Below are 12636 nucleotides of genomic sequence, written 5' to 3' on the forward strand. Positions count from 1 at the left end.
TCAGACCGCCGTGAGCCGTTCCCATTGCGCCCGGTCCGGTCCCACCGCGTTCGGCGAGTAGTCCGGCCGCGCCGCCAGCCACCGGGCCACCCGGGCCCGGATACGGGGGTCCGCGTACGCCCGTTCGGGGGGTTCGGCCAGGTGTCGGACCTTCGCGCGGGCCCGCATCACCTGTGGATCCTCCAGGGCGCAGTCGAACAGGGCGGACACCTCACGGGCCGTTCCCGTACGCCCCGCACGGGTCGCGAAGCGCTCCCCGATGGCCGTGTCGGCGACGACCTGGAAGTCGAACCAGGGCTTCAGCGTGCGGACGGCCCAGTCGTGGTACTCGGCGGCGAAACGGGCCGTTCCCGGATCCCGGTGCGCCGACCGGGCCACCCGGTGCGCGGCCCACAGGGCGAGCGAGGTGCCCTGTCCCAGGGTCGGGTTGGTGTGGGTGAGGGCGTCCCCGACGGGGACGAGGCCGCTCACCACGGGGCCCCGCTCGTCCGCCAGGGCGCTCCACCGGTTGTCGAGGCTCGCCATGGCCAGTACGCCGGAAAGCGGTTCGGCGCCGGTCTCCAGCCAGGCCGCGCCGGGCGGGAAGGCCCGGGCTGCGGCGTCGAAGACGGCCGGGGTGCGCAGCGCGCCACGGCTGGGGTCGTCGGTGTGCACGAACAGGGTGACGGCGAAGATCCTGTTGTCGGCCGGGAAGACCGCGCAGCCCGCGAAGGCCCCGCCCGTCACGGTCCACGGCCGGCGCGGCCCCTCCTCCATGCCGTCGGGCAGCCGGTACCAGCGGCAGAAGTACGCGAGCCCCGTGCGGTGCCGTTCGACGGCGGCGGGACGGCAGCCGGCCGAGGCCAGCAGGCGCTCGACTCCGCCGCGCCGCCCCCCGGCGTCCACGACCAGGTCCCCTTCGTACGCCCCGTTGCCCGTGGTCAACCCGGTCACCCGGATTCCGGGTCCTGGTCCTGGTCCTGGTCCGGAATCGCCCCCGGACCAGGACCCGGGTCCGTCCTCGCCGACCGTGACGAGCCCCTCCACGGGTTCCCCGTACCGGGTCACCACGCCCTGTTCGGCGCGCAGGGCCGTGGCCAGGGCGCTCTCCAGCACGATGCGGCGCGCCTGGAGCATGACGAGGTCCTCGTCGCCGGGCAGTGCGGGCGGGCGGGCGTCGAACCAGTCCAGCTCGTGCCGCTCGCGCGCCCCGAGCCGAAGCATCTCGGCGTGCACGTCGGGCAGTTCGCCGAGCAGCACCTTGCGGGCCGCTCCGAGCAGCGCGTGCGGCTGCGCCGCCTGCGGGACCGTCGGGCGCCGCCAGCGGAAGAAGTCCCGGTCGAGGGCGGTGCCGGGGGCGCGGGTGTCCCGCTCGAACAGCTCGGCGGTGTGTCCCCGCCGCGCCGCGAGCAGTGCGGTGGCCAGCCCTGCGACGCCTCCGCCGATGACCAGCACGTGTGCCATTGCGTCTCCCTGGGCGGCCGATGAACCGTACGACGATCACACCGCCAGAGCCTGCACGGACGGGCCTCGAACGAAACCCGCACGGTTGTCCGAATCGCTGCGATTCCGGCCCCGTCCCGGCCAACCCTCCGTCTTGGGCCCGTCGCCGAAATCCCGTCCGCCTCGCGACGTCCGGGCGACGACGGGCGTGTGACCACAGGCCCTACCGACCGGTCTCCCCCGCACCGCCCGGGACCCCGTCCCGGGCTCCCGCCCCGGCTCCGACCCGCCACGCCGCGACCGCGTCGCGCGTCTCCGCACCGACGAGGTCGGCGTTGATCGCGGCGGCCGCGCGCACGCCCTGGGCGGCCGCACCGGACACCTGTTCCACCGGGGAGGTGACGTTCCCCGCGACCCACACGCCCGGCAGGGCCGTGGCACCGGTGGCCGGCTCGGACTCGACGCACGTACCGATCGGAGCCCCGTCGCGCTCCAGCGTGGTCGTCGGCAGGCCCAGGCCGGTCAGCACCCCCGAACGGGCGGTGAACCGCGGGGCCACCACCAGCGCCCGGCACTCCACCGTCGCGCCGTCCGCCAGTTCCAGCGCCGTCAGCCGGTCCCCCTCGACGGTCAGGCCCGTCGCCGTCCCCTCGACCACAGCGATGCCCCGGGCGGCCATCGCCTCCAGGTCCTCGGGGCCGGGCCGCAGGTCGTGCGCGACGAGCGTCACCCGGGGGCTCCACTGCCGCCACAGCAGCGCCTGGTGCACCGCGAGCGGACCGGTCGCGAGGACCGCCAAGGGCTGGTCCCGCACCTCCCAGCCGTGGCAGTACGGGCAGTGCAGCACGTCCCGTCCCCAGCGCTCCCGCAGGCCGGGCAGCTCCGGGAGTTCGTCCACCAGCCCGGTCGCGACGAGCAGCCGCCGCGCCCGGACGGACGAACCGTCCGCGCAGCGCACCAGGAAGCCGCCGCCCTCCTCCCGGTCGGCGGCGACGGCGGTCCCCGCGCGCCCGGACCGGAACCGCGCCCCGTACCCGGCGGCCTCCTCACGGCCGAGGGCCGACAGGCGGGCGGGGCTCTCGCCGTCATGGCCGAGGTATCCGTGCAGGTGGGCGGCGGGGGCGTTGCGCGGGGTCCCGGAGTCGAGCACCAGCACCGATCTGCGGGCCCGGGCCAGGGTCAGCGCCCCGGCGAGGCCGGCGGCCCCGCCGCCCACGATCACCACGTCGTATTCGGCCCGCGTCACGTTGTCCATGGCCGTGAGGGTGCGCCCGGACGGCGGTGCTTGACAAATCATGTTGCCGAACCGGCAAATGGAGCCATGACCGAAGGGAACGAACGCCCCGAACGAGCCGCCCCCCGCCCCCACGCCGTGGTCGGCGTCGGACTGATCGTGATCGGGTCCGACAACCGGATCCTGCTCGGCCAGGCACACGACGGCCGCTGGGAACTCCCGGGCGGCAAGGTCGACCCCGGGGAGGACTTCGAGCAGGCCGCCGCCCGCGAACTGGCCGAGGAGACGGACCTGCGTGCCGCGCCCGGGGACGTCGAGGTGCTCGCCGTCGGGTTCGACTCGGCATCCGGGGTGACCCGGCTGACGGCGGCGGCCGTGACCCGCGCCGCCACGGGCACGCCCCGCGTCACCGAACCACACAAGATCGCCCGCTGGCAGTGGTTCGCCCCGGCCGGGATCCCGGCGGAGCTGTACGCCCCCACGGCCGCGGTGTTGCACAGTTGGCGCCCGGACCTCACACCCCCGCCACGGGGCAGCTCGTACGCCTGCCGCGCCACACCGACCGCCGGTTCCTGACCCCGTCCGCCGTCCCCGGCCCGGCCCGACCCGACCCGGCCCGACCCGACCCGGACCCGGGCCCGGTCGGCCGTGCCCCGGCCCCGGGCCTCAGACTGTGGCCGCCACGAAGGTGGCGACGGTGGCCGCGACCACCGCGGCCTGCATGTCGCGGATGGCCGCACGGACGCTCTCGGCCGCCCACTGGCCCGTGGCTATCTCCTGCATCCTCGGGGCCACCGTCTTGCCCACCGGTCCCGGGAAGGCCAACCGGTGCAGTTTGGCCGAGTGGAGCAGGGAGATCAGCCCCGCCGTGCGCTCGTCCGGCTCGGCGCCCTCCAGGACGACCGCGGCGAGCCGCTCCCGCAGTGCGCTCTCCACGGAGCCGTCGGCCTCGGGATGGTGCCGTCGCGGGAACACCCCGAGGACCTTCCGCACCTCCTCGACGACCAGCCCGCGCTCCTCCAGGCTCTCCAGGGCGGCGCCGACCGCCTTGCTGTTGTCCTTGGTCAGCCATTCCGTCACCCGGCGCTTGTCCCGGCCCCGAAGCCACGCCTGTATCAACAGCAGCCTGCTGTCCAGCAGTTTCTCACCGGTGGGAGTGGGATCGACGAGCGTCAGGTACTTGCCCGACACCGACACCCGCTCCGCCAGGACGAGTTCGAGCAGGATGCCACCCGCCACGGCCCATCCCGCCGCCTGCCGCTGCTTCGCCGCCCCGGACTCGTCGTCCAGGGACAACAACATGATCTCCTCGGCCAGCGTGATCGCCATGACCGCCCCCTCACCCCGTCACCGCACCTGTCTCACCAGGTAGGACGACCGGCGACCACCCGGAGTTCCGGCCCCTCGCACGGGAGTTCCCACCCGGCACCGGAGCGCCCCCTTCAGGCGCGGCGTCCGACCTGCGGAGCGAAGTTGCCGTCGGCCAGGTCCTCCGCGAGCAGCCGCTTCGCGATCGCGTCGGCCGCCATCCTCAGTTCGGCGCTGCGCGGCCGGCCGCGGTCCTTCTCCAACCGGTCTCCGAGCCACTGCGCCCACGCCTCCGAGATGACGTCGGCCTCGCGCTGCCCGGCCCGGGTCAGGGAGAAGAAGTGGCCGTCGCGGGTGAGGTAGCCCTCCTCCACCATCCGGTCGTAGACGGGGAGCAGGACCTCGGGCGGCACGGAGCGCCGCCCCGCGATGAGGCCGAGGCTCGCGTGGCCGATGGTGCGGGTCATCCTCTCGACCTGCATGACCGCCCACGCGCCCCCCATGTCCAGTCGGGTGTCGGAGGCGTTCACGATGCCGCGCGCGTCCTCGGGGCCCATGTTCCGTACGAGTTTCCCGACGGCCAGCTCCAGCAGCTTGGCGGAGTTCCCGGAGGCCGTGGCGGGCGAGGCGAAGCCGTCGCCCATGTCGGTGGATCCGGCGCGGGCCGAGTCCCGCAGCTTTACCTCCTTGAGGAAGAGCGCGACCACGAAGCCGAACACGGCCACCGGCACCGTCCACAGGAACACCGTCTGGAGGGTGTCGGCGTACGCCGCGATGACCGGGCCGGCCGCGTCCGGCTCCAGTCCGCGCACTCCCAGCGGGCTCTGCGCGGCCGCGGCCAGCCGCGCCGGGTCCTCCCCGGTGCCGCGCGCCGCCTCGGCGACCGCCGTCTTCAGGGCGGGCGCCAGGGTGTTGGCGTAGATGGTGCCGAACACCGCGGTCCCGAAGGCGCTGCCGAGCGTACGGAAGAACGTGACGCCGGAGGTGGCCGTGCCGAGGTCGGCGTAGTCGACGGTGTTCTGCACGACGATGGTCAGCACCTGCATGCACAGGCCGATCCCGGTGCCCAGCACGAACATGTAGAGGGACGCCAGCCAGGCGCTGGTGTCCGGTCCCATCTGCGACAACAGGTACAGCCCGAGGCCCATCACCGCGCAGCCGAGGATGGGGAAGATCCGGTAGCGGCCGGTCTTGCTGACGAAGTTGCCGCTGAAGACGGAGGCGATGAGCAGCCCGATGACCATCGGCAGGGTCCGGACGCCGGAGACGGTGGCCGAGTCCCCGTCCACGTACTGCAGGTACGTCGGCAGGAAGGTCAACGCGCCGAGCATCGCGAAGCCGACGACGAAGCTCAGGACGGAACAGATCGAGAAGACCGGATTGCCGAACAGCCTCATGGGGAGCATAGGTTCCGCGGCCCGGGTCTCCACGACGCAGAACAGCGCCAGGGCCACCACACCGACCGCGAACAGCCCGATGATCATCGGGGAGCTCCAGGCGTACTCGTTGCCGCCCCAGCTCGTGCCCAGGATCAGGGCGCTCGCACCGACCGAGACCAGCGCGATGCCGAGGTAGTCGATCACGGTCTTGCCGGGCGCCCGGACCGCTGGGATGGTCCGCGCGGCCGCGATCACCACGAGGATGGCGATGGGCACGTTGACGTAGAAGCACCAGCGCCAGCTGAGGGAGTCGGTGAACAGCCCGCCCAGCAAAGGCCCGATGACGGTGGCCACGCCGAAGACGGCGCCGATGGCGCCCTGGTACTTGCCCCGTTCGCGCAGCGGCACCACGTCGGCGATCAGCGCCATCGCGGTGACCATCAGACCGCCGGCTCCGACGCCCTGGAGGCCGCGCCACAGGATCAGCAGCGTCATGTTGCTCGCGAAGCCGCACAGGAAGGAACCGGTGATGAAGACGATCGCCGAGATCTGGAAGATCAGTTTGCGCCCGAAGACGTCACCGAACTTGCCGACCAGCACCGTCGAGACGGTCTCCGCGAGGAGGTAGGCGGTCACCACCCACGACATGTGGTCGCCGCCGCCGAGGTCCGCCACGATGGTGGGCAGCGCGGTGCCCACGATGGTCTGGTCGAGTGCGGCGAGCAGCACACCCAGCATGATCGTGCCGAAGATGACGTTGCGCCGCCGCCGGTCGAGCACGGGGGGCGCGGGGGCCGTGGCGGTGGCTGTGGTCACATCTCGCACTCTCACAGCGCCCCCGCCGTCCCGCATGCGGCACGAGGCCGTACGGGTGACCCCGGCCCGGGATCAGCGCAGGTGGGCGAGGCCCGGATGTTCCGCGGCGTAGCCGTCGAGCAGCTTTCTGGCCACGGTCACGGAGTCGACCAGCGGGTGCAGGGCGAAGGCCTTGACGGCGTCCGCCCGCGAGCCGCTCTCCGCAGCGGCCAGCACCTCACGTTCCACCGCCTTGACCGAGGTCACCAGACCCACCGCGTGCAGGGGCAGCGGGGCCACGGCGACCGGGTGGGCGCCGTTCGCGTCGACGAGGCAGGGCACCTCGATGACCGCCTCCGCGTCGAGGACCGACAGCGTGCCCCGGTTGCGGACGTTGAGGATCAAGGTGGCGCGTTCGTCCCGGGCGATGGCCCGCATCAGGGCGAGGGCGACCTTCTCGTAGCCGCCGGACTCCAGGTCGCTCTCGTCGCGCTCGCCGACGCCGGCCGCCTCCCGGTTCTCGGCCATGTACGTGGCCTCCCGTTCGGCCCGCGTCCGGTCCCAGGCCGAGAGCGCCGAGGCGGCGGAGGTCCCGGCGCCCCCCGCCTCGGCGTAGAAGCTCCGCTGCTGGTCGCGCAGGAAGGCGCCGCGCGTCTGTTCGGCCTCCTGGTACGCCCGTACGGTGTCACGGTTGAAGTAGTAGTAGTGCAGGTACTCGTTCGGGATCGCCCCCAGCGAGCGCAGCCAGTCCGCCCCGAACAGCCGGCCCTCCTCGAAGGACTCCAGCGCCTCGGTGTCGGCCAGCAGCCGGGGCAGTTCGTCGCGACCGGCGATCCGCAGGCCGCGCACCCAGCCGAGGTGGTTGAGGCCGACGTAGTCGATCCAGGCGTCCTGCGGACGGGCGCCGAGCAGCCGGGCGATCCGGCGGCCGAGCCCGACCGGCGAGTCGCAGATGCCGATGACCCGGTCGCCCAGTTCCCGGGCCATCGCCTCGGTGACCACGCCGGCCGGATTCGTGAAGTTGATGACCCAGGCCTCGGGCGCCGTACGGGCGATCCTGCGCGCGATCTCCCGGGCCACCGGCACGGTGCGCAGGCCGTACGCGACACCCCCCGCGCCGACCGTCTCCTGACCCAGCACACCCTCGGCCAGGGCCACCCGTTCGTCCGCGGCCCGGCCCTCCAGGCCGCCGACGCGGATGGCGGAGAAGACGAAGTCGGCCCCGCGCAGCGCCTCGTCAAGGTCCCGGGTGGCGGTGACCGTCGGGGCGTCCGACACACCGGCGGCGGCCGCCTGGCCCGCGAGCACCCGGGCCATGGCCGTGAGCCGACCGGGATCCTCGTCGTACAGGGTCACGTGTGACACCCGGCCCTCGGCGTGGTCCCCGAGGAGTGCTCCGTAAACGAGCGGGACGCGGAATCCGCCCCCGCCGAGGATCGTCAACCGCACGCCTCTTACCGCCCTTTCGCCATCACCACCGAACCCACCGGGAACCACCAGGAACCGCCGGAACCGCCAGATCCCACCGGAGCCCACGGTCCGCGCCGCAGCCCCCGGACACGAACGATGCCACGGTCCGCGGCATCCGCGCGTGACGCGGATCGTGGCACGGATCGTGGCATCCACGCGGTGGCAACCCACCGCGACACCCGGGCCGAGGGCCTGTGCCCCCGGCCGGTCAGTCCCCCAGCGACGGCACCGCCCGCAGCCGCGCCCCCTGCTGCTGCGGGATTCCTCCCCCGCCGCGCACCGGCCCCTTGGGCAGGCCCTGCGGGGCCGAGAGCACGAGGGTGATGCGGGTGAGGCCCATCGCTTCCAACATTCGGCTGGATTCCGCCACCATCCGGCAGCGCACCACGCCCCATCCCGGGTCGGGATGACGGACCGTTCGTACCGCTCCGTCCTGTTCGGCCGCCGCCTCGCCGTGGGTGCTCAGCCAGTGCGGGACGCCGTAGCGGTAGGCGGCCTCCATGAACGGGTCACGGGCCACCTCCTGCCGGATGCTCCGCAGCCCGTCGTCCTCGGGCGCGGCCGACAGGGCGGTCGCGAACTGCGCCAACAGGGGTACGCACCAGGCCGGTTCGTGGTCCTCCAGCACGGCCGCGGCGTCCGGGTGGAACAGCACGAAGCGCAGGAAGTTGTCGTCCGGCAGGGCCGTCGGGTGCGGGCGCACCGACTGGAACAGCTGGTCGAAGGCCGAGTTGGTGAGGGCCACGTCCCATCGGTGGTCCACCAGGAAACTCGGGTAGGGAACGGCCTCCATCAGGGCCGCGTAGTCACACAGGTAGTCGCGCTGGGCCGGGTCCTGGGGCAGTCGGCTCTCCTCGGCCGCGCGCCAGGTGGGCGGCGGATCCCGGTCGACCATGACCCGGAAGAGCCAGAAGCACTGCCTCTCGCTCATCTCCAGGGCCTCGGCCAGGGCGAGGAGCTTGCGGTCCGTCCACTCCTTGACGAGCCCCCGCTCCCAGTTTCCGTAGGCGCGCACACTGATGCGCAGCCTCGACGCGAGGTCCTCCTGGCTCAGCCCGAGTTCCTCACGACGCTGGCGCAAAATCTCCTTGCGCCGCTCCGACCGCACTGCGCCACGCGCGGACTCTTCGCCCGCCAGGCGTTCCTCACCGGCTCGGACGAGGCCATCAGACGGGCCCACCGCTGCGAGATGTGGCACCGAGAGCTCCCCCTCCTCACGGTCTGGATCTTCATTTCCGTGTGGCGATCCTGCTACCGACTTCATTCGAGTGTCAACTATTGTGGCAATTCCAGCCTGGCGACAGCTCATTCCCGCCACAGCTGTGGCAAGTTCTAGCTCTCCCGAGGCAGACCGGATAGATTCCCTGAGGCCGACCACGTGCCCACTGACCTCGCGCGATCTAGGAGAACCACTGGTGACAGACGGCTTCCCGGCTCCCGTCGCGGTGGCCAACGCGCCCCTGGCAGCGACCGTCACGCGGGTCGCCGAACTCGCGAACAAAATGGGCCGCACCCTGAACCAGGTCTTCGACCTGCGGCGGCTGTCGGACGCGTCCGGGGTCCCGACGGACGTGATCAAAACCCTCCTCGACGGCCGAGCCGCCGGCGAACCCGACCTCCAGGCCCGCTTCCTCCAGCGGCTCGACCTGCTCCGGCGCACCCGGGTCAAACCCAACGGCCGCCGCTACACCCAGCAGGAGATCGCGGACGGCGCCGGGATGTCCCGGCAGCAGGCCGGCGCCCTGATCAACGGTGACCGGCGGCCCACCATGGAACACTGTGACGCGATCCAGCGTTTCTTCGGAGTCCACGCCGGCTTCCTCACCGCCCACGACGCCGACGCCCTCACCGACGCCCTCCAGCGCACCGAGCAGCAGCTGCTCCAGGACTTCGCGGGGCGCGAGCGGCAAACCGTACCGGCGGAAGCCGCTTCGGCCGGCGATCCGCTGGCAAGACTCCTGCAGGACCACGGTGTACGGGGCATCGCCTGGCGCGCCGCCCAACTGCCCAGCGACAAGCACCGGGACAAGGTGACCGAATGGCTGGACATGCTTCTCGAAAGTGTCAAACCGAACGAATCATGACCCAGTCGAAAGTCTGGATCTGATCCTTGAATCCTGATCCGGATCCACGCCGACGGGGAGAACGGTGAGCATAGGCAGAGCGCAGCGGCGGTTGTGCGGGGAGCTGGTGGCCGGTATCAGGCTGACCGCCCCCGTGGAACCCGTCGACCTCTACGCCGCCCTCTGCGAGGGCATGAGCAGGCACCGAGGTCGCCGGGTGGACTTCCGTATGGCCGCCTTCCCGCAGGGAACGGCCAGTGGTCTGTGGCTCGACATGGCGGACCGCGACCTGGTGGTGATCGAGGAACGCACCGCACCGGACCACCAGCTGGTGATCCTCGGCCACGAGCTGTGGCACATGAAGGCCGGCCACTGCAGCCACCACGTGGACGGCGCCGCCGTGGCCGCCCGCATGCTCACCGACGAGGCCGACCTCGGCGAGACCGTCCGTCGGGTCGCCGCGCGCACCCGCGCCGACGTCCAGGAGGAGACGGAGGCCGAGACCTTCGGCCTGCTCCTGGGCAGCAGGTGTCGCACCTGGCTCGCCGGAGCCGCCGGCCACCGGGCCCCGGCCCAACGCGATGAGCTGGCGGGTCGGATCGAGACCTCGCTCGGCTACCGGGGGCACAGGAAAGAACGTTGAACAGGAACCACCGTTGAACGGTCAGGACTACTACATCCCGGCAGTCGCGATGGCGATCTCCCTCGTCTTCAAGCTGCCGGCGCTGCGCAGCAACTGGCGCGATCCGCTCCTGCGGTCCGTCTGCGTCCTGCTCGTCCTCGCCGGAGCGGTGTTCACCTTCGCGGCCCCGCCCACCATCGCGGCCGTCAACCGCTGGACCGGGATCCCCAACCTCTCCGCCCCGCTGGTGTACTGCCTGATCACCGCGTTCAGCGCGTCCTGTCTGATCCTGATCTTCAACTGGCGCGGCGGTCCCCCGGAGGAGACGCGGCGCACCTCGCAACGCTGGATCGCCGGCTACTCCGTCGTGATCGTGGCGATCATCGTGCTGTTCGTGCTCGGCGACGTGCCCGAGGAGCGGCTGCGCGACTTCGACACGCACTACGCGAACACCCCGTACATCCGGGTGATGATCGCCCTGTACCTGTTGGCCCACAACGTGGCCGCCATGACCATGGTCGCGATGTGCTGGCGCTGGTCCCTCCAGGTGCGCGGCTGGCTGCGGACCGGCCTGGTGACCATCGTGTCCGGCTACGCCTTCAGCCTCACCTACGACGCCACCAAGTTCGCGGCGGTCATCGCCCGCTGGACCGGCAACGACCTGGACGACCTCAGCACCTACGCCGCCCCGCCACTGGCCTCCGCCGGGGCACTGGTCAGCGCCGTGGGCTTCGTGATGCCGCTGGTGTGCCAGCGGGCGTCCGACCACTGGCACACCTGGGCGAGGTACCGGCGGCTCGGCGCGCTGTGGCACGAGGTGCAGAGCACCGCGCCCAGCGGGACGCCCTCCGTCCGGATGTCCTGGTGGTCCCCGGCCGAGATCCGGGTGATCCAGCGCGAGTCGGACATCCATGACGGGTTCCTGCGACTCGGGCCCTGCTTCGACCGCCGGCAACGGCAGGACGCCTACGAACGGGCGCTGGCGGACGGGGCGGACGAGGCGACGGCCCGCGCGATCGCCGACGCGGCGATGGTGGCGGCCGCCGTCCGGGCCAGCGCCGCCGACCCGGACGGCCCGGAGGACACCGACACGGACGCGGAGGACCGGGTGCTCATCACGGCCGACGGGCCGCGCGACCTCGTACGGATCTCACAAGCGTTGCGGCACTCGCCGCTGGTGGCGGCCGCCCGACGGCACGCGACGGTGCCGGGGACCTGACCTCCCGGCCCCCGGCCGCGTGCGGTTCAGCGGGAGGCCGTCACCGACACCGTCGGGAACAGGTCCTGGAAGGGGCCGGCGGAGTCGACGCCGTCCCGCCCGTACGGTGCGTCGAAGCTCCAGACCATGAACAGCAGGAACACGATCAGCGCGCTGAAGAGGCCGGCCAGCAGCAGCTCGCGCCCGGAGCGGCGGATCTGCAGGGTGAAGATCAACCCGATCGTGACGATGCCGCCCACCAGCAGCCCGAACCAGACCACCCCGGGCAGGGTGGATCCGGAACTCTGGGTGCGGGAGTGCCGGGCGTCGTCGGCGGTCGCGATGTGGTCGAGCAGCGGCTGATAGGCCTGTGCCTGGAGTTCGGTGGTCGGGCTCTGGTGGGTCACGTCGGTGCGCAGCTTGCCGAGGAGCACGCCGCCCTCGGGGGAGGCCGCCTCGCCGGACGTCAGTCGCGGCCAGTCCACGTCGACGGTGTGGGAGACGTACGCGTCCACCTCGCCCCGGATCCGGTCACGGACGGCGGCCGGGTAGACGTCGGCGCGCTGGGTGACCTCGTACAGGGACTGGGCCTCGCGGCGCACGCTGTCCTCCGCGGCGCCGCGCGCCTCCCAGACCCCGGCGATGGCCAGGCCCAGGACGATCGCGTAGACCACCCCGACCATCATCGTCATGTACTCGATCACGTCGGGGGTTTCGCTGGTGTCCTCGTCGGCCGCGACCCGGCGGTGCCGGATCGTGGTGATGGTGAGGACGAGGGCGCAGACGAGCGCCATGGCGATGGCCAGGACCAGCCATTCGGACACGAGGGATCTCCCGTTCGTGGGTGCGGTGGTACGAGGGGTGCGCGGGGTACGGGGGCGGGGCCGCCGGTGCTGTGGCCCTTGCGGTCACAGCACTAGCCGCGGCTCTTGGAGCGGGGGCGCAGCGCGGCGGCCGCGAGCACGGCGGGGGTGGTCACGACGGCCATGAGGGTCATGGTGCCGAGACCGTCGGGGCCGCGCCGCTCCAAGGCCGCCGAGTGGTACGGGCGCATGCGGAAGGCACTGGCGAAGGCGGCGGCGGCCCTGGGCGCGGGCGGAGCGGCGGCCTCGGCCGACGCGGGCTCCGGTTGCTCCCCGGCGGCC

11 protein-coding genes and 1 pseudogene are annotated in these 12636 nt (G+C 72.4%); 4 read left to right on the forward strand and 8 right to left on the reverse strand.

The window, feature by feature from the left end:
- Together NOD94_RS13065 and NOD94_RS13070 are read right to left on the reverse strand one after the other, a co-directional pair.
- Positions 1 to 1443, reverse strand: coding sequence for an FAD-dependent oxidoreductase (locus NOD94_RS13065; RefSeq protein WP_281206039.1), 1443 nt, complete (start codon positions 1441 to 1443; stop codon positions 1 to 3).
- Positions 1444 to 1645: 202 nt separating this feature from the next.
- Positions 1646 to 2677, reverse strand: a complete 1032-nt coding sequence (locus NOD94_RS13070; protein ID WP_281206040.1) for an NAD(P)/FAD-dependent oxidoreductase — start codon at positions 2675 to 2677, stop codon at positions 1646 to 1648.
- A 66-nt stretch (positions 2678 to 2743) separates the two neighbouring features.
- Here NOD94_RS13070 and NOD94_RS13075 point away from each other — a divergent pair, with 66 nt between their 5' ends.
- Positions 2744 to 3232, forward strand: coding sequence for an NUDIX domain-containing protein (locus NOD94_RS13075; protein ID WP_281206041.1), 489 nt, complete (start codon positions 2744 to 2746; stop codon positions 3230 to 3232).
- Between the two features lie 90 nt (positions 3233 to 3322).
- On the opposite strand, the gene NOD94_RS13080 is transcribed toward NOD94_RS13075, so the two are convergent.
- The 4 genes from NOD94_RS13080 to NOD94_RS13095 form a co-directional block, all read right to left on the reverse strand.
- Positions 3323 to 3985, reverse strand: a complete 663-nt coding sequence (locus tag NOD94_RS13080; protein ID WP_281206042.1) for a GPP34 family phosphoprotein — start codon at positions 3983 to 3985, stop codon at positions 3323 to 3325.
- Positions 3986 to 4098: 113 nt separating this feature from the next.
- Complete coding sequence (locus NOD94_RS13085; RefSeq protein WP_281206043.1) at positions 4099 to 6195, reverse strand: MDR family MFS transporter; 2097 nt, start codon at positions 6193 to 6195, stop codon at positions 4099 to 4101.
- A 36-nt stretch (positions 6196 to 6231) separates the two neighbouring features.
- Complete coding sequence (locus NOD94_RS13090; protein ID WP_281206044.1) at positions 6232 to 7587, reverse strand: 6-phospho-beta-glucosidase; 1356 nt, start codon at positions 7585 to 7587, stop codon at positions 6232 to 6234.
- Positions 7588 to 7816: 229 nt separating this feature from the next.
- Positions 7817 to 8689 carry a helix-turn-helix domain-containing protein gene (locus tag NOD94_RS13095; protein ID WP_281206045.1) on the reverse strand — a complete coding sequence of 291 codons (873 nt, stop codon included), beginning with the start codon at positions 8687 to 8689 and terminating at the stop codon, positions 7817 to 7819.
- A gap of 334 nt (positions 8690 to 9023) precedes the next feature.
- Here NOD94_RS13095 and NOD94_RS13100 point away from each other — a divergent pair, with 334 nt between their 5' ends.
- From NOD94_RS13100 to NOD94_RS13110, 3 genes are all read left to right on the forward strand, one after another.
- A complete protein-coding gene (locus tag NOD94_RS13100; RefSeq protein WP_281206046.1) occupies positions 9024 to 9692 on the forward strand; it encodes a helix-turn-helix transcriptional regulator in 669 nt (222 codons plus the stop codon).
- Between the two features lie 64 nt (positions 9693 to 9756).
- Positions 9757 to 10314 carry a toxin-antitoxin system, toxin component gene (locus tag NOD94_RS13105; protein ID WP_281206047.1) on the forward strand — a complete coding sequence of 186 codons (558 nt, stop codon included), beginning with the start codon at positions 9757 to 9759 and terminating at the stop codon, positions 10312 to 10314.
- 13 nt (positions 10315 to 10327) lie between these two features.
- Positions 10328 to 11512, forward strand: coding sequence for an MAB_1171c family putative transporter (locus NOD94_RS13110; protein ID WP_281206048.1), 1185 nt, complete (start codon positions 10328 to 10330; stop codon positions 11510 to 11512).
- 26 nt (positions 11513 to 11538) lie between these two features.
- On the opposite strand, the gene NOD94_RS13115 is transcribed toward NOD94_RS13110, so the two are convergent.
- Both NOD94_RS13115 and NOD94_RS13120 read right to left on the reverse strand, forming a co-directional pair.
- Positions 11539 to 12315, reverse strand: a complete 777-nt coding sequence (locus NOD94_RS13115; RefSeq protein WP_281206049.1) for a DUF4239 domain-containing protein — start codon at positions 12313 to 12315, stop codon at positions 11539 to 11541.
- 92 nt (positions 12316 to 12407) lie between these two features.
- Positions 12408 to 12636 (reverse strand): annotated as a pseudogene (locus NOD94_RS13120) (hypothetical protein); the annotation flags it as partial.

The sequence above is a fragment of the Streptomyces sp. Isolate_45 genome, assembly GCF_024721315.2.
In the GTDB taxonomy this organism is placed as follows: Bacteria; Actinomycetota; Actinomycetes; order Streptomycetales; family Streptomycetaceae; genus Streptomyces.